22 protein-coding genes are annotated in these 20,338 nt (G+C 73.2%); 10 read left to right on the top strand and 12 right to left on the bottom strand.

Annotation, left to right across the window (positions count from 1 at the left end):
- Positions 1-124 precede the first annotated feature (124 nt).
- Together AC1VWI_RS37345 and AC1VWI_RS37340 are read left to right on the top strand one after the other, a co-directional pair.
- Positions 125-1,144, top strand: coding sequence for an alpha/beta fold hydrolase (locus AC1VWI_RS37345; protein WP_499515456.1), 1,020 nt, complete (start codon positions 125-127; stop codon positions 1,142-1,144).
- 34 nt (positions 1,145-1,178) lie between these two features.
- On the top strand, positions 1,179-1,607 hold the full coding sequence (locus AC1VWI_RS37340) for a PPOX class F420-dependent oxidoreductase (RefSeq protein WP_499515455.1): 429 nt from the start codon (positions 1,179-1,181) through the stop codon (positions 1,605-1,607).
- 27 nt (positions 1,608-1,634) lie between these two features.
- Here AC1VWI_RS37340 and AC1VWI_RS37335 read toward each other — a convergent pair whose 3' ends face one another.
- From AC1VWI_RS37335 to AC1VWI_RS37305, 7 genes are all read right to left on the bottom strand, one after another.
- A complete protein-coding gene (locus AC1VWI_RS37335; RefSeq protein ID WP_499515454.1) occupies positions 1,635-2,306 on the bottom strand; it encodes a hypothetical protein in 672 nt (223 codons plus the stop codon).
- Between the two features lie 147 nt (positions 2,307-2,453).
- On the bottom strand, positions 2,454-3,044 hold the full coding sequence (locus AC1VWI_RS37330; RefSeq protein WP_499515453.1) for a GTP-binding protein: 591 nt from the start codon (positions 3,042-3,044) through the stop codon (positions 2,454-2,456).
- The gene (locus tag AC1VWI_RS37325) at positions 3,025-3,420 is read right to left on the bottom strand and encodes a DUF742 domain-containing protein (protein WP_499515452.1); all 396 of its coding nucleotides are present in this window, start codon (positions 3,418-3,420) and stop codon (positions 3,025-3,027) included. Before AC1VWI_RS37325 ends, AC1VWI_RS37330 begins: the two co-directional genes overlap by 20 nt.
- A gap of 14 nt (positions 3,421-3,434) precedes the next feature.
- On the bottom strand, positions 3,435-3,857 hold the full coding sequence (locus AC1VWI_RS37320) for a roadblock/LC7 domain-containing protein (protein ID WP_499515451.1): 423 nt from the start codon (positions 3,855-3,857) through the stop codon (positions 3,435-3,437).
- Positions 3,854-6,367, bottom strand: coding sequence for a sensor histidine kinase (locus AC1VWI_RS37315; RefSeq protein ID WP_499517005.1), 2,514 nt, complete (start codon positions 6,365-6,367; stop codon positions 3,854-3,856). The genes AC1VWI_RS37320 and AC1VWI_RS37315 overlap by 4 nt, the downstream gene beginning before the upstream one ends.
- 122 nt (positions 6,368-6,489) lie before the next feature.
- Positions 6,490-7,266 carry an MHYT domain-containing protein gene (locus tag AC1VWI_RS37310; RefSeq protein ID WP_499515450.1) on the bottom strand — a complete coding sequence of 259 codons (777 nt, stop codon included), beginning with the start codon at positions 7,264-7,266 and terminating at the stop codon, positions 6,490-6,492.
- Positions 7,267-7,400: 134 nt separating this feature from the next.
- On the bottom strand, positions 7,401-7,736 hold the full coding sequence (locus tag AC1VWI_RS37305; protein WP_499515449.1) for a YnfA family protein: 336 nt from the start codon (positions 7,734-7,736) through the stop codon (positions 7,401-7,403).
- Positions 7,737-7,742: 6 nt separating this feature from the next.
- Here AC1VWI_RS37305 and AC1VWI_RS37300 point away from each other — a divergent pair, with 6 nt between their 5' ends.
- The gene (locus tag AC1VWI_RS37300; protein ID WP_499515448.1) at positions 7,743-8,399 is read left to right on the top strand and encodes a class I SAM-dependent methyltransferase; all 657 of its coding nucleotides are present in this window, start codon (positions 7,743-7,745) and stop codon (positions 8,397-8,399) included.
- Here the strand turns inward: AC1VWI_RS37300 and AC1VWI_RS37295 are convergent.
- Positions 8,348-9,121 (bottom strand): alpha/beta fold hydrolase, encoded by a 774-nt coding sequence (locus AC1VWI_RS37295; protein WP_499515447.1) that lies wholly within the window; start codon positions 9,119-9,121, stop codon positions 8,348-8,350. The two genes, AC1VWI_RS37300 and AC1VWI_RS37295, sit on opposite strands and share 52 nt — an antisense overlap.
- A 71-nt stretch (positions 9,122-9,192) precedes the next feature.
- On the opposite strand from AC1VWI_RS37295, the gene AC1VWI_RS37290 reads away from it, so the two are divergent.
- Complete coding sequence (locus AC1VWI_RS37290; RefSeq protein ID WP_499515446.1) at positions 9,193-9,717, top strand: PadR family transcriptional regulator; 525 nt, start codon at positions 9,193-9,195, stop codon at positions 9,715-9,717.
- An 83-nt stretch (positions 9,718-9,800) separates the two neighbouring features.
- Positions 9,801-10,121, top strand: coding sequence for a hypothetical protein (locus tag AC1VWI_RS37285; RefSeq protein WP_499515445.1), 321 nt, complete (start codon positions 9,801-9,803; stop codon positions 10,119-10,121).
- A 30-nt stretch (positions 10,122-10,151) separates the two neighbouring features.
- Here AC1VWI_RS37285 and AC1VWI_RS37280 read toward each other — a convergent pair whose 3' ends face one another.
- Together AC1VWI_RS37280 and AC1VWI_RS37275 are read right to left on the bottom strand one after the other, a co-directional pair.
- Positions 10,152-10,469: a hypothetical protein gene (locus tag AC1VWI_RS37280; RefSeq protein ID WP_499515444.1), complete on the bottom strand. Its 318-nt coding sequence runs from the start codon at positions 10,467-10,469 to the stop codon at positions 10,152-10,154.
- 14 nt (positions 10,470-10,483) lie between these two features.
- Positions 10,484-10,855, bottom strand: a complete 372-nt coding sequence (locus tag AC1VWI_RS37275) for a hypothetical protein (protein WP_499515443.1) — start codon at positions 10,853-10,855, stop codon at positions 10,484-10,486.
- Between the two features lie 160 nt (positions 10,856-11,015).
- On the opposite strand from AC1VWI_RS37275, the gene AC1VWI_RS37270 reads away from it, so the two are divergent.
- Entirely contained in the window at positions 11,016-11,951 is a 936-nt protein-coding gene (locus AC1VWI_RS37270) for a hypothetical protein (RefSeq protein WP_499515442.1), read from the top strand.
- Between the two features lie 20 nt (positions 11,952-11,971).
- Here the strand turns inward: AC1VWI_RS37270 and AC1VWI_RS37265 are convergent, their stop codons facing one another.
- A complete protein-coding gene (locus tag AC1VWI_RS37265; RefSeq protein ID WP_499515441.1) occupies positions 11,972-13,351 on the bottom strand; it encodes an FAD-dependent oxidoreductase in 1,380 nt (459 codons plus the stop codon).
- A 65-nt stretch (positions 13,352-13,416) separates the two neighbouring features.
- Between AC1VWI_RS37265 and AC1VWI_RS37260 the strand changes: the two genes are divergently transcribed.
- Together AC1VWI_RS37260 and AC1VWI_RS37255 are read left to right on the top strand one after the other, a co-directional pair.
- A complete protein-coding gene (locus tag AC1VWI_RS37260; RefSeq protein WP_499515440.1) occupies positions 13,417-14,655 on the top strand; it encodes a DUF4032 domain-containing protein in 1,239 nt (412 codons plus the stop codon).
- 22 nt (positions 14,656-14,677) lie between these two features.
- Positions 14,678-15,466 (top strand): class I SAM-dependent methyltransferase, encoded by a 789-nt coding sequence (locus tag AC1VWI_RS37255; RefSeq protein WP_499515439.1) that lies wholly within the window; start codon positions 14,678-14,680, stop codon positions 15,464-15,466.
- Positions 15,467-15,493: 27 nt separating this feature from the next.
- Here AC1VWI_RS37255 and AC1VWI_RS37250 read toward each other — a convergent pair whose 3' ends face one another.
- On the bottom strand, positions 15,494-16,252 hold the full coding sequence (locus tag AC1VWI_RS37250) for a class I SAM-dependent methyltransferase (protein ID WP_499515438.1): 759 nt from the start codon (positions 16,250-16,252) through the stop codon (positions 15,494-15,496).
- A gap of 94 nt (positions 16,253-16,346) precedes the next feature.
- Here AC1VWI_RS37250 and AC1VWI_RS37245 point away from each other — a divergent pair, with 94 nt between their 5' ends.
- Together AC1VWI_RS37245 and AC1VWI_RS37240 are read left to right on the top strand one after the other, a co-directional pair.
- Positions 16,347-16,811: an SAM-dependent methyltransferase gene (locus tag AC1VWI_RS37245; protein WP_499515437.1), complete on the top strand. Its 465-nt coding sequence runs from the start codon at positions 16,347-16,349 to the stop codon at positions 16,809-16,811.
- Between the two features lie 171 nt (positions 16,812-16,982).
- A complete protein-coding gene (locus tag AC1VWI_RS37240) occupies positions 16,983-20,252 on the top strand; it encodes a carbohydrate binding domain-containing protein (RefSeq protein ID WP_499515436.1) in 3,270 nt (1,089 codons plus the stop codon).
- Positions 20,253-20,338: the final 86 nt, after the last annotated feature.

Raw genomic sequence — 20,338 nt, 5'->3', positions numbered from 1 at the left:
TCAGGTGCGGGACGCGGCGGAACGACGTACCCTGCCGGGCCCCACTCCTCCCACCGCAAGCGCGTTCACGTCGCGCTAACGGCGCGGCATTGCGGGGGAAACCCCGCTGTCGCACGCTGGACGCATGGAACGGGGACAGGTCGTACGCCGGGTCTACGGTCCCGCCCCGGACACGGAGGACGGTTCGCAGGGCGTTCCTCTGGTCCATCGCGACATCCACGGCTACCGGCGTGCGTTCCGGCTGGGCGGCAGCGGGCCGCCGCTGCTGCTGATCCACGGCCTCGGCGACTCGTCGGCGACGTGGGCGCACATCCTGCCCCGGCTGGGGCGGCGGCACACGGTCATCGCGCCCGACCTGCTGGGCCACGGTGACAGCGAGCAGCCCCGCGCCGACTACGCGGTGGCGGCGTACGCGTGCGGCATGCGCGACCTGCTGGGCGTGCTGGACGTCGACCGGGTGTCGGTCGTGGGCCACTCGCTCGGGGCGGGCGTGGCGATGCAGTTCGCCTACCAGTTCCCGGAGCGGTGCGAACGCCTGGTGATCGTGGGCGGCGGCGGTCTGGGGCCGGAGGTGCACCCGCTGCTGCGACTGGCAGCGGGACCGGGTTCCGAAGTGACGCTGCCGCTGGCGACTTCGCCGCCCGTGCGCGGGGCGCTGCGGCTGCTCGCGCCGCTGCTGCGGACCACCGGCGGGCTCGGGCTGGGCCGCCACGACTTCGACTACGTCCTGGAGCGCTACCTCATGCTGGACAGCTCCAAGGCGCGTCAGGCCTTCCTGCGCACCCTGCGCGCCGGCGTGGACCTGCGGGGGCAGGTCATCACGATGATGGACCGCAGTTATCTGACGGCGGGCCTGCCGACCCTCATCATGTGGGGCGAGCACGACGGGGTGATCCCGGTCCGTCATGCGCTGAGGGCGCACACCGCGATGCCGGGCAGCCGGCTGGAGCTGTTCGAGGACGCCGGGCATTTCCCGCACCATGACGCGCCCGGGCGATTCGTCGACGTACTGGAGGACTTCCTCGCCACCACCACGCCGCAGGAGTACGACCCGGTCCTCTGGCGCCGGCTGCTGCGGCGCGGTCGGGTGGACGTGCCGCTCTACCAGGAGGTCGAGCCGCCGCACCCCTCCAGCGGGTCCTGAGGCCGTCCGCCGCCGTCCGGGGCAGGATGGGGGCATGGGACACAGGATGACCGAGGAAGAGTGGCGGGCCTTCGTCTCCGCCGGGACGCGTACGGGGAAGCTGGCGACGACGCGGGCGGACGGCACGCCCCATGTGGCGCCCGTCTGGTTCCTGCTGGACGGCGACGACGTCGTGTTCAACACGGGCAAGGAGACGGTCAAGGGTCGCAACATCACGCGCGACGGCCGGGTCGCCCTGTGCGTGGACGATGACCGGCCGCCGTTCGCGTACGTGGTCCTGCGGGGACGGGCGGAGGTGAGCGAGGAGCCCGGTCCCTTGCGGGAGTGGGCCACCCGGCTCGCCGCCCGCTACATGGGCGAGGACGTCGCCGAGGAGTTCGGGGCGCGCAATGGGGTGCCCGGTGAACTCCTGGTGCGGGTGCGGATCGACAAGGTGCTCGCCGAGTCCGGTGTGGCGGACTGAGCGTCGGGCGCCCGCCACCGGCCCGGGTCAGCGGATCGGCTTGCCGCCGTTGGCCTTCTTGCCGTTGGCGCCCATCGCCCACCAGGTGCCGCCCACGCCGTGGCCGTTGGTGTCACCGGGCTTGGTGTCACCGGTGTACCAGTAGACGGGCCAGCAGTTGTACGACAGCTGCTTGGTGCCGTCCGGACGGGTGTAGGTGCTGACGAGCTTGGGGTTGAGACCGGCGGCCTCGGCCTGCGCCTTGGTGACGGGCTTGGCCGCCGGCCACTTCTTGAGGCACTCGCCGGTGCAGTTGGACACCATCGGCCAGTCGGTGTCCTTGTCGAAGCGGTACAGGGTGCGGCCCTTGGAGTCGACCAGGATGTCGCCCAGGTTGGCGTCGTTGACGACGGAGAGGATGGGCCACTTCTTGTCGGAGGCGGCGTCCGCGCTGCCGCTGTCGGAGCTGTCGTCCGTACCGCCGGCGTATCCGTCGTCGGTGCCCGAGGAGGGGTCGGCCGAGGTCTCGCTGTCGTACCCGTAGTCGCCGGAGGTGGTCCCGGAGCCGGGCTGCGAGGTGGCCGACTGGGCCGCGTCCTGTTGCTGGGCCGCCGGCGCCACGCTGCTCGCCTGGTCGTAGCCGTTCGACCCGCCGCAGGCGGTGACGAGGAGGAGGGCAGCGGCCGTTCCGGCGACTGCGGCACCGATCCGCTTGTGCATCTGGACTCCTTGCGCGGTAGGGGCGTCGGGGCCCGTGCGCCCCGTCTGGCCACCTGTACGCACTCGGTTCGGCTGCCTCTCAATGCACTGTGAATTCCTTTTTCGGCGGCGCCGTTCTGCTAGGGTGCCCCGCCGCTCCACGGAGCGTCAGCGCACCGACTCCAGCAGGCGTGCCGCGTGCATCCGCCCGGCGTGCTCGACGAGGGCGATCAGCACCTCCTTGCCCGATGCGCGGTCCCGTGCGTCACAGAGGACGACGGGGGTGCCGTCCTGCAGGTCCAGGGCGCGTGAGATGTCCTCCGGGCGGTGCTCCAGCGCGCCGGGGAAGCGGTTGACGGCGACCGCGAACGGGATCCTCCGGTGCTCGAAGAAGTCCACGGCGGGGAAGCAGTCCTCCAGGCGGCGGGTGTCGGCGAGCACGACCGCGCCGAGCGCCCCTTGTGACAGCTCGTCCCACAGGAACCAGAAGCGGTCCTGGCCGGGGGTGCCGAAGAGGTACAGCGACAGACCCGCCCTGATGGTGATCCTGCCGAAGTCCATCGCCACGGTGGTGGTGGACTTCCGCTCCACTCCCCCGGTGTCGTCCACGTGACGCCCGGCCTCGGTCAGTTGCTCCTCGGTGCGCAGCGGCCGGATCTCGCTCACCGCGCCCACCATGGTGGTCTTGCCGACCCCGAAGCCCCCCGCGATGAGGATCTTCAGGGCCATGACCGGCGTCTCAGAGTGCCCGGAGTCCATTGATCACCTCTCGCAGGATGCGCTCGTCGGGTAGGTGCGCGGGTGGTACGGGATTGCTCACCCGTACGCTGCCGAGCGTCAGGAGGTCGCCGAGGAGGACGCGTACGACGCCCACCGGCAGGTCGGCGTCGGCCGCCAGCTCCGCGACCGACAGGGGCTCTTCCCGGCACAGCACGAGCAGCGCGGTGTGCTCGGGCTCCAGCGTGGGGTCGTCGGCGGCGCCGGGTTCGGCGAGCACCAGGGCGATGAGGTCCAGGGCTGCGACGGCCGTGCCGGGCCGGGTCCGGCCGCCGGTCATGGCGTACGGGCGCACCAGGGGCCCGGCCGCGTCGTCGTACCAGTGGCCGTCCGGACTCCGCGGGTGCGCGCCGTTCATCACCTGTGCGCCGGTCAGCCGGCGGCCGGGCCGGCGGCGCCGAGGCGCGGCGGGGTGTGCAGGTGCTCGCCCACGCGCTTGACCAGGCGTGCCATCTCGTAGGCGATGAGGCCGACGTCGGCGCCCGCGCCGGTGAACACCGCGAGGCAGGAGCCCTCGCCGGCGGCCGCCACGAAGAGGAAGCCGTGGTCGAGTTCGACCATGGTCTGCCGGACCTGGCCGGCCGCGAAGTGGCGTCCGGCGCCCTTGGCGAGGCTGTGGAAGCCCGAGGCGACGGCCGCCAGGTGCTCGGCGTCCTCCCGGGTCAGCCCGCGGGAGGAGCCCACGGCCAGGCCGTCGCCCGACAGCACCACGGCGTGGCGGACGTTGTCCACCCGGTCGGTGAGGTCGTCCAGCAGCCAGTCCAGTTCACCGGACCGGTTCGATGCGTCGATCATCCGTGCTCTCCTTCGCGGGGTGCCCGGGCCGAGGTGCGGGCGTGGTCCTGCTCGCCGTCCCCGGGCATCGTGTCCGGACCGTCGTGGTGGCCCGGCCCTCCTGGGCCGGGCCGGGTGCCGCCGGGCTGTGGGGCGGGCCGCAGGGGGCGTGGGCCGGCGGGTGCCGGTTCCCCGTCGGCGGTGTCACGGGCTCCGGCGCCGCCACCGCGGATCCAGCCCCGGCGGAAGGCGGCCATCGTCGAGCGCGCCTGCTCGGCGGTCCGCTCCGGGACGTCCGGCCCCGTGTCCTGCGGCCCGGGGCCGCGTTCGGGTGCGCGGGGCTCCAGCAGCTGCGGGGCGAGGCTCGCACGGCGTACGCGGCGCGGGAGTCCGCCCTCGGCGGGAGGCGTGCCCACAGGGGCGCCCACGGGCGCGGGAGCGGGCGCCGCGCCGCAGGCCGGTGCGGGCACGGATACGGGCGCGGGCACTGGCACTGGCACGGGCAACGGCCCGTGCTCCGGAGGACGAACGGAACGGGGCGCGGAGGGACGCGGCGGCCCGTCGCCGGCGCCGCGCGGGGAGGCCGCCACCAGGGGCGGGACCTCCGCGGACCCCTGGCGGGGTCCGTGCGGGCCGGACGCCGCGCCCCCCGTCCCGGCACCCCGTGGGGCGCGGGCTTCGGGGGCCCTCATGTCGAGCAGGGCGGTGGGCAGCAGGACGACGGCGGTGGTGCCGCCGTACGGGGAGGAGCGCAGGGAGACCCTGACGTCGTGCCGCCGGGCGAGCCTGCTGACGACGAACAGGCCGAGCCGGTCGCTGTCGAACAGGTCGAGCGCCTGGGTCTGGGCGATGCGCCGGTTGGCCTCGGCCATGGCCTCCTTGCCCATGCCGAGCCCACGGTCCTCGATCTCCAGGGCGTAGCCGTTGCCGACCTGCTCGCCATAGACGCGCACCTTGGTGTGCGGCGGGGAGAACTGGGTCGCGTTCTCGACGAGTTCGGCGATCAGATGGGTGAGGTCGGCGACCGCGGAGCCGACGACCGCCGCAAGGGGGAGCCTGCGGACCTCGACGCGGGCGTAGTCCTCGACCTCCGCGACCGCGGCGCGCACCACATTGGTGAGGGGTACGGGCTTGCTCCAGGCGCGGCCGGGAGCGGAGCCGGAGAGGATGATCAGTCCCTCGGCGTGCCGCCGCATACGGGTGGTGAGGTGGTCGAGCTTGAACAGGTCCTCCAGCTCGCCCGGGTCCTCGGTGCGCCGTTCCATGCTGTCGAGCAGCGCCAACTGACGGTGCACCAGGACCTGGCTGCGGCGGGCGAGGTTGACGAAGACGCCGGAGACCCCGTTGACCAGTTCGGCGCGTTCCGCGGCGGCGCGCAGCGCGGCGCGCTGCACGGTGGCCAGGGCCTCGGCGACCTGGCCGATCTCATCGGCGCCGTGCCTGCCGAGGGGCGCCTCCTTGCCGAGGTCGATCTCCTCGCCGGCGCGGAGCCGCCGCATGGCGCGCGGCAGTTTGCGGCGGGCGAGTTCGAGCGCGGTGTTGCGCAGGCCGACGAGTTCGACGACGAGACCGCGGCCGATCCGTACGGAGATGAAGAGGGAGGCGACGACGCCGAGGAGGCCGAGCAGGACGGCGATGCCCGAGGTGCTCAACAGGCCGTGCGCGAGGGGCCGGTCGGCGGGTGCGGCGGCCTCGGCGGACTTCTCCAGCCCGGACAGCACCTGTCCGGTGGCCCGGTCCCATGTGGCGAGGCTCGCACCGTCCACGGCGGCCTTGCCCGGTCCGGCGTCGAGGACGGCGTCCTCCATGGCCTCGAGGTCCGTGTACGCGGTGGAGCGGGCCAGCCGCACCCAGGCGCTGCGACCGGCACCGCCGAGGTCGGCCGTGGCACCCGCGAGCAGGGCGCGGCGGGCCGTGACGGCACCGCTCAGATCGCGGTAACGGTCCGTTGGCAGGCCGCGGGTGAGCGCGGCCGCGGCGAGCAGGGCGTCCTCGCGGGACAGTTGTTCCGCGGCACGGCCGATCTCCAGGGCGGCACGCTCGCCGCGGCCTGCGGAAAGGGCGCCGCCGATCGCGAACCCGTCGGTCACGGCGTCGGTGTAGGCGCGGTACGTCTGCCGCCAGTCCGCCGCTCCCTGGGTGATGACCGGGCGCTGCCTGCGCAGGCGCTCCAGGTCGCCGACGAAGGTCCGGACGCGCACCGCGGCGGTGCCCGGCAGGCCGGTGCCGTCGGCGACCGTGTGGCCGCCGCCGAGCTGCAGCAGGGCGGCGGCACGGTCGGTGGCCGTGGCGCGTCTGCTCAGTTCGGCGGCGGCCTCGGTGGTGGGCCGGGCCAGGTAGCGGGCGGCGGCACGACGTTCGGCCTGCAGGGTGGTCACGGTGTCGGCGACCGGCTCACGGATCGTTTCTGCAATGCGCTGGGCGCGCAGCCGACCGGAGACGTCCTGGGCCGTGGTGACGGCGGCGAAGGCCCACAGCGCCATCAGGGACACGACGGGCACCATGAGGAGGGACACGATCTTCGCGCGCACGGTCCTCGGGCGCAGGCTCAGCCGGTCGGCCGCCCCGCCGCTCCGCCCGCCGTCGGTGGCGCGGGAGGACGGTTCCTCGTACGCGGGGAGTCCCGCGTGCGCTCTGCGGCCCCGTGGCGGCGTCACAGGGCACCCTCGCCGATGCGCTGGGCGGTCGCGGAGGCGGAGGCGATGTGTTCCCTCGCCGTCGGGGAGAGCGCGACGAAGGCGGAGGTGAGGAAGAGGTAGGAGCCGAGGCCGACGATGAGGGGGAAGAGGAACGCCGTCGCGCCGGAGCCGGTCAGCACCTCCGCCGAGGGCCGGACCCGGACGTGCACGGCGAGCATCCCGGTGTAGTGCATGCTGCTGACCGCCGCGCCCATCACCAGGGAGGCGCCGGCGACGACCACGGGCCGGTGGATGGTGAGCGCGGCCCACAGCGCGGCGGTCGCGGCGGCCCAGGCGATGGCGACCGACAGCGCCACGAGCCACGGTTCGTAGGACACCGCGCCGTGAAGGCGTACGGCGGCCATGCCCAGGTAGTGCATGCTGGCCACACCGACCCCCGTGGTGAGGCCGCCGATCGCGAGGGCCCGGAAGCGGCCGTGGCCGTACCCGACGGCGAAGACGCCGAGGCCGACGACGACCATGGCGACGGCGAGGCTGAGGACGGTCAGGGGGACGTTGTAGCGGATCTCGGTGCCGGTGACGCGGAAGCCGAGCATGGCGACGAAGTGCATCGTCCAGATCCCGGTGCCGAGGGCGCTCGCGGCGGTGATCAGCCAGTTGCGCCGGGAGCGGCCGGTCGCGGCCAGGGCCCGTACGGTGCAGCGCAGTCCGAGCGCCGCGCCGACGCACGCCATGGCGTACGAGAGCAGCGGGGTCAGCCAGCCGAAGGCGGCGTGGTCGATGTGTCCCATGGCCCCGGGACGCTAGTGCGGGGGTGGTCGCACGCTCGGGCCATGACGGAACCCTGCCTTATTTGACCACCTGCTTTCCGGATGCGGCCCCCGACGATCGCGTGCGGCACGAACCTGTACGCGGGTAGCGTGTTTCAGCCGCTGCGTGGCCCGTACATGATGATCCCCACACCCGCCAGGCACACCAGCGCGCCCACCACGTCGTAGCGGTCGGGCCGGTAGCCGTCCGCCACCATCCCCCAGGCGAGCGAGCCCGCGATGAACACCCCGCCGTAGGCGGCGAGGATGCGGCCGAACTCGGCGTCCGGCTGGAGGGTGGCGACGCACCCGTACAGGCCCAGGGCGATCACGCCGGCCCCGATCCACGCCCATCCGCGGTGCTCCCGCAGCCCCTGCCAGACCAGCCAGGCGCCGCCGATCTCCAGCAGCGCGGCCAGCACGAAGAGGGCGGCGGAACGGAACGGGATCATGCGACCATGATGCCCCGCGTCCCGTGCGCCCCGGCGCGCGCCCCGAACCGGAGGTGGACCGTCGTGCACACCGACCCCGCGCAGATCCGCGCGTTCTTCGCCGCCCGCGCCGCCGACTGGGAGACCCGCTACCCCGACGACGCCCCCGTCTACCGTGCCGGTGTCGCCGAACTGGGCCTGCGGGAGGGCCAGACGGTCCTCGACGCGGGATGCGGCACGGCCCGGGCGATGCCCTTCCTGCGCGCGGCCGTGGGGGCGTCCGGGACGGTCGTGGGCGCCGATCTGACGCCCGAGATGCTGGCCGCGGCGGCACGGGCCGGGCGCCGGGAGCACGGCGCCCTGGTGCTGGCCGACTGCGCCCTGCTGCCGCTGCGCGACGCCACCCTGGACGCCGTCTTCGCCGCGGGGCTGATCGGGCACCTGCCGGACCCCCGGGCCTGTCTGCGGGAGCTGGCCCGGGTCACCCGGCCCGGCGGCCGGCTGGCGCTCTTCCACCCGATCGGACGGGCGGCGCTGGCCGCCCGACAGGGCCGCGAGCTGACCCCGGACGACCTGCGCGCCGAGCCCAACCTGGGGCCCTTGCTGGAGTCCTCGGGGTGGACCCTGACCTCCTACACCGACACCGACGAGCGGTTCCTCGCGATGGCCTCGACGAAGGCGTAGGCGTTGTCGAACATGATGTTGTGACCGGCGCCGGGGACCGTCACGACCGACACCCCGGCGGCCTCCAGCTCCGCCCGGCCGCTCAGGTCACCGCTCGACTCACCCTGCAGGAAGGTGCGCGGGACGGGCGACGCGAGCAGCAGTTCGCGCATGACCGGATCGCTCCCCCGCAGCAGTGACGAAGCGGTGCGGTGCAGGGCGACCGGGTCGGCCAGGCGCATCGTGGCGGCCCAGCGCGGGCCGACCCGCTCCAGGACGCGGGCGAAGCCCCCGCCGTGGACGAACTCCTCCTCGGTGAAGGCCGCGATGCCGCTGCTGCCGGCCGTCACGCGCGGACGCGCGTCGAGGTTCGCCTCCGCCAGCACCAGGCGCGCCACCAGATCGGGTCGGCGCGCGGCGAGGACGATCGCCACGGCGCCTCCCATGCTGTGGCCGACCACCTCGGCCGGGCCCGTCGCGGCGGCGTCGAGTGCCGCGGCGAGCGCGTCCGCGTGCTCCTCCAGCGTGTAGCCGAAGGCGGCGGGCCGGTCGCTGATGCCGTGGCCCGGCAGGTCGACGAGGAGTGAACGTCGCCCGGTGAGGGCCGGATCCGCCGCTATGTGGGCGAAGTAGACGGAGGAGGCCGCGCCCAGCCCGTGCACATAGACGAGCGCGGGGCCGGTCCCGGGTGTCCCGGTCCATCGGATGCACGCCCCGTCCTCGGTGAATCGTGTCTGCTGCATGGAGGAGACTATACATCGGCGCCGATGTATTACGTCAACGAGGTACAGCGTCGCTGCGGCACAATGGCACCATGCTGGAGCTCGCGATCCTCGGATTCCTCTACGACGCCGCCCTGCACGGCTATGAGCTGCGCAAGCGCATCGCCGCACTCACCGGGCACGTCAAACCGGTGGCCGAGAGCACGCTCTACCCGGCCATCAAGCGGCTGGAGAAGGCCGGTCTGCTGCGCCGCGAGACCCAGCCGGGCGCCGTGGCCGCGCCGCGCCACGTGCTGACGCTGACCACCGAGGGCCGCGCCGAGCTGCGCCGGCGGCTCGCGGAGCCGGACGCCGCCGACATCTCCGACGAGAACCGCTGGTTCACGCTCCTCGCCTTCCTGCGCCATCTCGACGACCCCGCCCTGCAGAGCGCGGTGCTGCGTCGCCGGCTCGCCTTCCTGGAGGAGCCCACGAGCTTCTTCCACGACGGCGACCGCCCGCTGCGGGCGGAGGAGCTCGACGACCCGTTCCGGCGGGGCGTCCTGACGATCGCCCGGGCCACCACGCGGGCGGAGCTCGGCTGGCTGCGCACCACCCTGGACGCCCTGGGGTCCTGAGTGCGGCCCCGGGCGGGTCCGGCCGGCGCGGCGGGGACGGTAGCCTGCGGCACGTCCGACCGAGGAGAACTGCGAGGCCGCGCGTGACCCGAGAGCTGTACAACGTCCGGCTGGTACCCCGCGAGGGGGACCCGACCCCGCTGACGGACGAGGAGGAACGGCGCGCGCGGACCACGCTCTTCAACGACCTCGGCCGCGCTGTCTCCGACCGCGGCTGGGTGCGCTTCCCCGCCTACTCGCCCGAGGAGCGGCGGCGGCTGGTCGACGTCGCCGGCCGGCTGAGCGCCTACTGGGGCGTCGAGGTCGGCGTGGCGGCCGAGGACCCCTGCTCCATGCGGCTCTTCCTCCCCGGGTACGGTCCGCGGGAGGCCGCGGTCACCCCGGCCGTGGAAGGCCGCTCGTGACGGCCCGGGCCCGGTAGGGCGACGGACGCCTCACGCTTCGGGGAGGCCGAGCAGCGACCGGGCGACCGCCCGCGGCGGTACGCCACGCTCCTGGGCGAGCACCGCGACGGCACGCCGGGCGAGTTCACCGATCCCGAACATCAGCGCCTCCGGCGCGACGCGCGCCGCAGCGGCCTCGAGCGCCTCCTCGTCCCCCTCGACGGAGGCCGCGACATGGGCGGCGGCCGCCTCGAAGAGGTTGCGCTCGCGTGATGCCCGGCGTGAGGGCTCCGCCCCGGCCGTCGGCGGGGGCTTCGCGGGCCTCGCCGGCGTGCGCGCCGCGGTGAACCTCCGGAGCCAGGTGGCCATCCGCATCACCCCTCTCACCCAGGGGCGTTCCCGCCCGCGGGCAGCCGGAACCCCGGAAGGCCCGGGTCGCCGCTCTCCGCGGTGAGCACGAGAGGGGGGCCGTGTACGCCGGGCTCCCAGCCGACGGCGAGCGCGTGCTCGACGAGCAGGCGGACGTCGCGAGGAGTCGGGTGGGCGGTGTCGGTGACGCAGTATCCCCACGGACCGGGCTCCGAGGCCGACACCAGATCGACGGCGAGGGCACGGCCGCCGGGAGCCGCCCCGTCCGTGACGCGGACGAAGACGACGCGGCGGCAGGTGCCGTCGGGCTGATCGGCGTGCCCGATGCGCGCGGTCCAGAGGAACTCGCGCCCGTCGAAGCGGAGGCGACGGCGCCGTTTCCTCACGGGCGGCCGCCCTGGTGGGCAAGGAAGTTGGCCATGGCGTCAGCGTAGAGGCCGGCGATCCGGCCACCGAACGGTTTTCCACAGGGCGCGCCCCGGTCTCGACGCGGGTGTTACCGGGTGGTTAGGGTGCGCCCACCACTGAGAACTCACTGGAGAGGGGATGCCCGTGTCCGCGACGGACGACGACGCGCTGTTCGTGCTCACCGCGGCGATGCTGACGCCCGCGCAGTTCCCGGGCGTCCTGGCCGACGACTATCCGGCCGCGTGCGCCGAGCTCGGGCTGGAACCGGCGGACGACGGCTACGGCCTCGTCTTCGGCCAGGACGGGACGGGCGCCCGGTGGACGGTCGCCATCAGCGACACGGCGCTGGTCGCGTGCGCCCTCGCCGCGTGGGACTGCGGGCTGGAGTACGACCTCTCCCCCGACGAGCGCTCGGTCGTCGCCGCGCTGCCCGGCTGGCCGCTGCCGGTCGCGGTGGCCGCGCCCGGCGTGCCCGCTCCGCACGATCCGCCCGAGGCCGAGGACGGCCCGCCGCTCTCACCGCCCGACACCGGGACGTGGGGGCCGGCGCAGCGACGCCTGGGGGCCGACGAGATAGCCCTCCAGTGGCGGATCTGGCGGGAACAGCTCGACGCCGGGGACGAGTCCGACACTCCGGACGCCGTCGGCAGCTCGAGCAGCTCGGACGTATCGGCTGCAACCGTCACGGACTCCGCGTCTGACGGCACGGAGAAGGAGCCCGTGGACAGGGCGCCCACCGAGAAGGAGCCCACGGAGAACGAGTCAGGCGAAGGGACAGGGGCCACGGCTGTCGCCGCCGACGGCATCCACCCCGGGGTGCGGCGCGCGCTGGAAGCCGCCCAGGAGTATCTCCGTACGCCCCCGCCGCCCGGCCGCATACGCTCGACCGCGGCGGGCGAGGGCGTACGCACCCTGCGTGTGGACGGCGAGGGCTGGAGCCTGGTGGCCCGCACCGACGACATCGCCTTCGTGCTGCTCGACGAGGAGCCCGGCGAGGTGCTGCCGGTGGGCCGGGGGCCGGAACTCCCCAGCCTGCTGGAGGGCCTGGAGAAGCTGGCCGTACGGCCCGCCTGAGCGCCGCCCCCGGTCACGGCTCAGGCGTCCGGGCCGTCCGCGCGGACCTTCCCGTCGACCTTGCGCGCGGCGATCAGGACCGGGTCCCACACCGGGGAGAACGGCGGGGCGTAGCCCAGGTCGAGCCCGGTCATCTGCTCCGCGGTCATGCCCGCGGTGAGCGCCACCGCACCGATGTCCACGCGCTTGGCCGCGCCCTCGCGGCCGACGATCTGCAGTCCGAGCAGCCGTCCGGTGTGCCGCTCCGCGATGGCCTTGACCGTCATCGGCGCGGCGCCGGGGTAGTAGCCGGCCCTGCTGGTGGACTCGATGACCGCGGTGACGTACTGCAGCCCGGCGGCCCGGGCCTGGGACTCCTTCAGTCCCGTACGGGCGATCTCCAGGGAGCAGACCTTGCTGACGGCCGTGCCCACCACGCCCGGGAAGGTGGCGTAGCCGCCGCCGATGTTGGTGCCGATGACCCGGCCCTGCTTGTTGGCGTGGGTGCCCAGCGCGATGTGCTGCATCCCGCCGGAGACCAGGTTGAGGACCTCCACGCAGTCCCCGCCCGCCCAGACCGCCTCCTCCCCGCGCACACGCATCGCGCGGTCGGTGAGCAGCCCGCCGTGCGCACCCAGCGGCAGCCCCGCGTCGCGGGCGAGGCCGGTGTTGGGGGCGACGCCGAGCCCGAGCACGACCACGTCCGCGGGGTACTCGCCCTGGTCGGTGGCCACCGCGCGGACCCGGCCGTCCGCCCCGGTGAGCACCTCGCGCACCGGGGCTCCGGTGACGACGGTGATGCCGAGGCCCTCCATGGCCTCCCGCACGAGCCGGCCCATGTCCGGGTCGAGGGTCGCCATCGGCTGCTCGGAGGCTTCGACGAGGGTGACCCGGAGGCCGCGCCGCAGCATGGCCTCGGCCATCTCCACGCCGATGTAGCCGCCGCCGACCACGACGGCGGTCCTGACATGCCTGTTGCCGAGGGCGTCCAGGATGTCCTCGCCGTCGTCGAGGATCTGCACGCCGTGCACGCCCCCGGCGTCGATCCCGGGGATCGGGGGGCGCTTGGGCACGGCGCCGGTGGCGATGACGAGCTGGTCGTACTCCGTCCATCCCTCGGCCCCGAAGGCGTCCCGGGTGCGCACCCGGCCGCGGTCGCGGTCGATCTCGACGACCTCGGTGCCGAGCCGCACGTCGATGTCGTGGGCCCGGTGCTTCTCGGGCGTGCGGGCGATCAGCTTGTCGGGGCCGGTGGCGTCCCCGGCGATCCAGTACGGGATGCCGCAGGCGGAGTAGGAGGTGCGGCGCCCGCGTTCGAAGGCGACGACCTCCAGTTCGTCCGGCCCCTTCCTCCTGCGCGCCTGCGACGCCGCCGACATGCCCGCGGCGTCCCCGCCGATGACCACAAGCCGTTGCCTCATGCCCCGCAGCGTATGCGCCGCCCCGGTGTCCCGCGCGATCACCCCGTTGCCGCAGACTGGGCGCCATGGACCTGCAGATCACCGCGACCTCCCCGGACCATCCGGCGACCCTCCTCGACCTGCCGTGGAACGTGCCGCTGGAGGAGTGGCCGGAGGAGTACCTGGTGGCGCTGCCGCGCGGCATCTCGCGGCACGTCGTCCGGTTCGCCCTGGCCGGCGACGAGGTGGTGGCGGTCAAGGAGGTCGGCGAGTGGGCGGCCGTCCGCGAGTACGGGCTGCTGCGCGACCTGGACCGCATGGGCATACCCGCGGTCGACGCCCTCGCCGTCGTCACCGGCCGCACCGACGACCGCGGCGAGCCGCTGGAGCCGGTGCTGATCACCCGCCACCTGGGCGGCTCGCAGCCGTACCGCTCGATGTTCGAGACGACGATGCGCCCGGGCACGGTCAACCGGTTGCTGGACGCGCTCGCCGTGCTGCTGGTCCGGCTGCACCTGGCGGGCTTCGCCTGGGGCGACTGCTCGCTGTCGAACACCCTCTTCCGGCGTGACGCGGGTGCCTACGCCGCCTACCTGGTGGACGCCGAGACCGGGCAGATCCAGCCCAGCCTCTCGCGCGGCCAGCGGGAGTACGACATCGAGGTGGCCCGGGTGAACATCGCCGGCGAGCTGATGGACCTGGAGGCGGGCGGCTCGCTGCACCCTTCCGTGGACCCGGTCACCTTCGGGCAGGCCATCGCCGACCGCTACGACGAGCTGTGGCACGAGCTCACCCGCGAGTCGGTGTACCCGGTGGCCAAGCGGCACTACATCGACCGGCGCATCCGGCGGCTGAACGACCTCGGCTTCGACGTCGCGGAGATGCAGATCCAGCGGTCGCCCGACGGTGACGACGTCACGTTCCTGCCCAAGGTCGTGGACGCCGGCCACCACCAGCGCCAGCTGCTCCGCCTCACCGGCCTGGACGCCGAGGAGAACCAGGCCCGCAGCCTCCTCAACGACCTCGAGACGTGGATGGCCGGCCAGGAGGACTACGCCCCCGGCGACCCGCTGGGCGCCCGCCCCGAAGTGCTGGCCCACCGCTGGGTCCGCGACGTCTTCCGGCCGACGGTCCGCGCCGTGCCGCGCGAGCTGCGCGGCTCCTTGGACACCGCGCAGATCTACCACGAGCTGCTGGAACACCGCTGGTTGATGTCCGAGCGGGCGCAGCGTGACGTGGGTCTCGACGCGGCGGTCGAGGACTACGTCCGGAACGTGCTCCTCTCGTCGCCGCAGGGTCCCGCCGTTCCGCTGCCGCCCGACTAGCGCCGGGCCCTAGTCTCGACGGGTGACCGACCGGACTTCGCTGAGGGGTGTCTTCGACGAGGACGCCGAGCTGTACGACCGGGTGCGCCCGGGGTATCCCGGCGTGCTCTTCGACGACCTGGCCAAGGTGGCGGGGCTCGGCCCCGGCGCGCGCGTGCTGGAGATCGGCTGCGGGACCGGGCAGGCCACCGTGCCGCTCGCGGAGCGCGGCTTCCGCGTCACGGCCGTCGAGCTGGGCCCGTCGATGGCGGCGGTCGCCCGGCGCAGGCTGGCCGGGTTCCCGGACGTCGAGGTGGTCGTCTCCGCCTTCGAGGACTGGCCGCTCCCGGAGGAGCCGTTCGACGCGGTCGTCTCGGCCACGGCGTTCCACTGGATCGACCCCGCCGTGGCGGTCGTCAAGTGCGCCGACGCGCTGCGGCCCCGCGGGGTGCTGGCCGTCATCGCCACCCATCACGTGGACGGCGGCACCCGGGCCTTCTTCGCGGACGTGCAGGAGTGCTACGAGCGCTTCGACCCGGCGACGCCCCCGGGGCTGCGGCCGCGCGCGGCGGCCCTGGTCCCCACCGACAGCGAGGAGACGGACCGCTCCGGGCGCTTCGGGCCGGCCGTCTTCCACCGCTACGAGCGCGAACTGCCGTACACCACGGCCGAGTACCTCGACCTGCTGCTCAGCTACTCCAACCACCGCGCCCTTCCCGCGGCGCGGCGGGCGGGCCTGCTCGCCTGCATCCGGGCGCTGGCCGACGGCCGCTACGGCGGCCGCGTCGTCAAGCGGTACCTGACGGAACTGCGGATCACGCGGCGGCTGTGACGGTGACGGACCGGGCGGGCACGCGGATCACCCCCGTGTGCCCCCGGGGCCGCGCGTCGCGGAGATCGTCAGGCGGACGTAGTCCACGACGGGCTCCGGCAGGCGCGCGGCCACGGCGCGGACGAAGGCCTCGTGCTCCGCGCCGGGGAGGCGTTCCAGCTGTCCGCCGAGGACGACGACGGCCAGGTACGAGAGCAGTTGTGCGCCCGGTTCGAGACGGGCGGGGTCGGGGACGAGGGCGACCTGGACGTCGGTGAAACCGGCGTCCCGCAGGCGACGTTCGGTCTCCTCGACGCCCGCGAAGTTCCAGACGGCGGGCTGCGGGCCGAGGACGTCGTCGACGGCGGCCGAAACGCCGGCGATGTTGCCGAGTCCGCCGCATTCGGCGACGAGGCGTCCGCCGGGGCGCAGGACGCCTGCGACACCGCGGAAGAGCGCGGCGTGGTCGGGGATCCAGTGGAAGGTGGCGACGCTGGTGACCGCGTCCACCGTGCCCGTGACGGGGAGCGGGCCGGTGATGTCGGCGTGCACGACCTCGACGCGGTCCAGGCGTCCGGCGAGGCGCCGGCGGAGCTGCTCCAGCATGCGCAGCGAGCCGTCGAGGGCGACGACGCGGCCGTGCGGGAGCAGGTCGAGCAGCGCTTCCGTGTCGCGTCCGGTGCCGCAACCGAGGTCGAGCACCCGCTCGTCGCCGCGCGGCGCGAGGCGGTCCAGGGTCCCGCGGCCCCACTGCACGTGGGGCAGCGGCAGGCTGTCGTACGTGGTGGCGTCCCATTCCCGCGTCATGACCTCCACGCTAGCCAGCGGAGTCCACCAAGTGATACCCATATCTCACATAGTGGTCAACGAGAGACGCATCGGCGGCAGCGGAGGAGCACACATGACGGCGATCGAGGTACGGCCGGTGGGATGGGTGACCGGCGGCCGCGTGCCGGTCGAGGACGACGACTGGGGCGGCGTCGAGGCGGTGATCCGGCTGGACGGGGAGCAGTTCGGCCCGGAGGCGCTGTACGGCCTGGACACCTTCTCCCACCTGGAGGTCGTCTTCCACTTCGACCGGGTCCCCGAGGAGCGGGTGGAGACCGGCGCACGCCATCCGCGCGGGAACACCGGGTGGCCACTGATCGGCATCTTCGCCCAGCGCGGCAAGAACCGGCCCAACCGCCTGGGTGTGTCGCGTTGCAAGATCTTGCGCGTCGACGGGCTGGATGTCCACGTCGCGGGGCTGGACGCCGTGGACGGGACGCCGGTACTCGACCTCAAGCCGTGGATGACCGAGTTCGGCCCGCTGGACACCGCGTTCCAGCCCGCCTGGGCCACCGAGCTGATGCGCGACTACTACTGAGCGTCCCACCGCGGGACCTCTTTACCGACCTGTCATGTCCCAGTAACCTCATGAAGATTCTTGCAGCAACTTGCAGGAAACTCATGGTTGTTCCTTTCGTGGCGCGCGGGAGGGCCTGCCTCACCCGCACCGGCCGCCGCCCCCGGCGGCCCCCGCCCGAGGAGCCCCCGTATGACCCGACCCGCGCGCCCTGTACGCCATCGCGCGCTGCACACCGTGCTGTTGCTCGTCGGCGGCCTGCTGCTCGGCCTGCTGCCGACGGGCCTGTCCTTCGCCACCACCTCGGCGACGGTCTACTACCGTCCCGCCTCCGCGTGGACCACCGTCAACCTGCACTACGCGCCCACCGGCGGCGCCTGGACCACCGTGCCGGGCGTCGCCATGCAACCGGCCTGCACCGGCTGGTACTCCAGGACCGTCGACCTGGGCGGCGCCACCGGCCTCTCCGCCACCTTCACCAACGGCAGCGGCACCTGGGACAACAACGGCGGCGGCAACTACCGGCTCGGCACCGGCACCAGCGCCGTCTCCTCCGGAACGGTGACCACGGCCGACCCGTGCGCCGGCGCCACCGCGACCAGTGCCACCGTGTACTACGCGACCGCGGGCCGCGACTGGCCCTCGTACTACCTCCACTGGGCCCCCTCGGCCGGCTCCTGGACCACCCCGCCCGGTACGCGGATGGCCGCGGGATGCACCGGCTGGGTCAAGCTGACCGTGGACCTGGGCACCGCGACCACCTGGCAGGCCACCTTCACCAACGGCAGCGGCACCTGGGACAACAACGGCGGCGGCAACTACCAGCTGGGCACCGGCACGATCACGGTGAAGGACGGCGCCGTCGCCCACAGCGACCCGTGCAGCGGCACCGGGGAACCTGCAGGTCACGGCGCCACCGTCTACTACGCCACGGACACCGTCGGCTGGGCGGCGTACAACCTGCACTGGGCGCCGGCCGGGGGCGCCTGGACGGCCGTGCCCGGCGTCGCCATGGAGGCCGCCTGCACCGGCTGGGTGAAGAGGACCGTCGACCTCGGCACCGCCACCGCCTGGCAGGCCGCGTTCAACAACGGCAACGGCACCTGGGACAACAACAACGGCGCCAACTACCAGCTCACCGAGGGCGTCAGCACCGTCCGGAACAGGGTCGTGACGCGGGACGCCGACGACCCGTGCGCCGCATCCGAGCCGGACACGACGGCGCCCACCGCCCCCACCGGGGTGACCGCGCAGGCGACCGGCACGTCGGTCGTGGTGAGCTGGACCGCCGCCACCGACGACACCGCCGTCACCGGCTACGAGGTCACCCGCACCGGCGGCACCAAGGGCACGTCGATCGCCCACGTCACCTCGACCGTGACGACCCAGACCGGCCTGGAGGAACGCACCGCCTACCGCTACACCGTCAAGGCCCTCGACGCGGCCGGCAACATGTCGCCCGCCTCCTCCCCCGCCACCGTCACCACCGGTGAGGCCCCGCGGACCACCCCGGGCGAGCCGCTGGGCGGCGACCCGCGCAAGGACCCGATCTACTTCGTCCTCACCGCCCGCTTCTACGACGGCGACACCTCCAACGACCGCGGTGGCAGCCAGCACGTGAAGTCGGGCAACGCCGCGGACGGCGACCCCATGTTCCGCGGCGACTTCAAGGGGCTGGTCGACAAGCTCGACTACGTCAAGGGCCTCGGCTTCTCCGCGATCTGGATCACGCCCGTCGTCCTCAACCGCTCGGACTACGACTACCACGGCTACCACGGCTGGGACTTCTACCGGGTCGACCCCCGCCTGGAGTCGGCCGGCGCCTCCTACCAGGACCTGATCAACGCCGCCCACGCCAAGGGCATCAAGGTCTACCAGGACGTCGTCTACAACCACAGTTCCCGCTGGGGCGCCAAGGGGCTGTTCACGCCCACCGTCTACGGCGTGCGCGACGCCCAGTGGAGCTGGTACTACGACCAGGAGCAGGACGGCTTCGCCTACGACGGCCTCACCGTCGAGCCGGTCTCCGGCAAGTCGTACTACAACGGCGACCTGTGGTCGACCGCCGAGCCCACCGGCAACACCTGCGTCAACTGGGGCGTCCCCACGGGCGGGAGGAGCGCCGAGGGCTACACCCTCTACAACTGCCAGTGGCCGAGCCCGACCTCCGGCATGTTCCCCTCCAGGTACTACCACCAGTGCTGGATCGGCAACTGGGAGGGCGAGGACTCCCGCTCCTGCTGGCTCCACGAGGACCTGGCGGACTTCAACACCGAGAACGCGCAGGTGCAGAACTACCTGATCGGCGCCTACGACAAGTACATCGACATGGGCGTGGACGGCTTCCGCATCGACACCGCCGTGCACATCCCCCGCGTCACCTGGAACCGCCGATTCCTGCCCGCCATATACGACGAGGTGACGGCGAAGTTCGGCGCGGACAAGGCGAAGGACTTCTTCGTCTTCGGCGAAGTCGCCGCCTTCGTCAACGACAAGTGGAACCGCGGCTCGGTCAACCACTCCGCGCAGTTCTACACGTGGAAGGAGCGCAGGACCTACAGCGACGACGACACCACCGCCGCACTGGAGCAGTACACCTACGAGGAGCAACTGGGCACGGGCGACCAGCCGACGTCCACGAACGCCTTCCTGGACGGCAACGGGTACCACACCCCGGACCACAGCCGGTTCTCCGGGATGAACGTCATCGACATGCGGATGCACATGAACTTCGGCTCCGCGTCGAACGCCTTCAACAACGGCAAGGACTCCGACGACAGCACCAATGACGCGACCTACAACGTCGTCTACGTCGACAGCCACGACTACGGCCCCAACAAGTCGTCCTTCCGCTACGCCGAGGGCACCGACGCGTGGGCCGAGAACATGTCGCTGATGTGGACCTTCCGCGGCATCCCGACGCTCTACTACGGATCGGAGATCGAGTTCCAGAAGGGCAAGCAGATCGACTGCGGCCCCACCTGCCCCCTGGTGTCCACGGGCCGCGCCTACTACGGGGCGCACCTGGAGGGCGACGTCACCGCCTCCGGCTTCGGCACGGTGAGCTCCGCGTCCGGGCAGGTGGCCACCACGCTCTCGCAGCCGCTGGTCAAGCACGTGCAGCGGCTGAACCAGATCCGGCGGGCGGTCCCGGCACTGCAGACGGGCCAGTACTCCACCGCCGGGGTCAGCGGCGAGATGGCCTTCAAGCGCCGCTACACCGACGCCGCCGGCGGGGTGGACAGCTTCGCCCTGGTCACCGTGAGCGGCGGCGCCACGTTCACCGGGATCCCCAACGGCACGTACAAGGACGCGGTGACCGGCGTGGTGAGGACCGTGAGCGGCGGGAGCCTGTCGGTCGACGCGCCCGGCAAGGGCAACCTGCGCGTGTACGTCCTCGACCTGGGCGGGGCCAACGCCGCACCGGGCAAGGTCGGCTCGGACGGGCTGTACCTGAGGTAGCGCACCGTACCCGAAGGGGTGGGGAGGGCATCCGGGTGAGGTCTCCGGGCCGCCCGGCGTGTCCTCCCCACGTGATCCGGTCATAT

Source organism: Streptomyces sp. TOM-9 (assembly GCF_056858595.1).
Note: the sequence above shows the minus strand (reverse complement) of the source record. Positions and strands in the feature narration are given on the sequence as shown.

Excerpts from the sequence above, each read along its gene's own strand:
- AC1VWI_RS37345 (WP_499515456.1), top strand. The coding sequence starts at position 125 with ATGGAACGGGGACAGGTCGTACGCCGGGTCTACGGTCCCGCCCCGGAC.
- AC1VWI_RS37340 (WP_499515455.1), top strand. The coding sequence starts at position 1,179 with ATGGGACACAGGATGACCGAGGAAGAGTGGCGGGCCTTCGTCTCCGCC.
- AC1VWI_RS37335 (WP_499515454.1), bottom strand. The coding sequence starts at position 2,306 with ATGCACAAGCGGATCGGTGCCGCAGTCGCCGGAACGGCCGCTGCCCTC.
- AC1VWI_RS37330 (WP_499515453.1), bottom strand. The coding sequence starts at position 3,044 with ATGGACTCCGGGCACTCTGAGACGCCGGTCATGGCCCTGAAGATCCTC.
- AC1VWI_RS37325 (WP_499515452.1), bottom strand. The coding sequence starts at position 3,420 with ATGAACGGCGCGCACCCGCGGAGTCCGGACGGCCACTGGTACGACGAC.
- AC1VWI_RS37320 (WP_499515451.1), bottom strand. The coding sequence starts at position 3,857 with ATGATCGACGCATCGAACCGGTCCGGTGAACTGGACTGGCTGCTGGAC.
- AC1VWI_RS37310 (WP_499515450.1), bottom strand. The coding sequence starts at position 7,266 with ATGGGACACATCGACCACGCCGCCTTCGGCTGGCTGACCCCGCTGCTC.
- AC1VWI_RS37305 (WP_499515449.1), bottom strand. The coding sequence starts at position 7,736 with ATGATCCCGTTCCGTTCCGCCGCCCTCTTCGTGCTGGCCGCGCTGCTG.
- AC1VWI_RS37300 (WP_499515448.1), top strand. The coding sequence starts at position 7,743 with ATGATGCCCCGCGTCCCGTGCGCCCCGGCGCGCGCCCCGAACCGGAGG.
- AC1VWI_RS37295 (WP_499515447.1), bottom strand. The coding sequence starts at position 9,121 with ATGCAGCAGACACGATTCACCGAGGACGGGGCGTGCATCCGATGGACC.
- AC1VWI_RS37290 (WP_499515446.1), top strand. The coding sequence starts at position 9,193 with ATGCTGGAGCTCGCGATCCTCGGATTCCTCTACGACGCCGCCCTGCAC.
- AC1VWI_RS37280 (WP_499515444.1), bottom strand. The coding sequence starts at position 10,469 with ATGGCCACCTGGCTCCGGAGGTTCACCGCGGCGCGCACGCCGGCGAGG.
- AC1VWI_RS37270 (WP_499515442.1), top strand. The coding sequence starts at position 11,016 with ATGCCCGTGTCCGCGACGGACGACGACGCGCTGTTCGTGCTCACCGCG.
- AC1VWI_RS37265 (WP_499515441.1), bottom strand. The coding sequence starts at position 13,351 with ATGAGGCAACGGCTTGTGGTCATCGGCGGGGACGCCGCGGGCATGTCG.
- AC1VWI_RS37260 (WP_499515440.1), top strand. The coding sequence starts at position 13,417 with ATGGACCTGCAGATCACCGCGACCTCCCCGGACCATCCGGCGACCCTC.
- AC1VWI_RS37250 (WP_499515438.1), bottom strand. The coding sequence starts at position 16,252 with ATGACGCGGGAATGGGACGCCACCACGTACGACAGCCTGCCGCTGCCC.
- AC1VWI_RS37245 (WP_499515437.1), top strand. The coding sequence starts at position 16,347 with ATGACGGCGATCGAGGTACGGCCGGTGGGATGGGTGACCGGCGGCCGC.
- AC1VWI_RS37240 (WP_499515436.1), top strand. The coding sequence starts at position 16,983 with ATGACCCGACCCGCGCGCCCTGTACGCCATCGCGCGCTGCACACCGTG.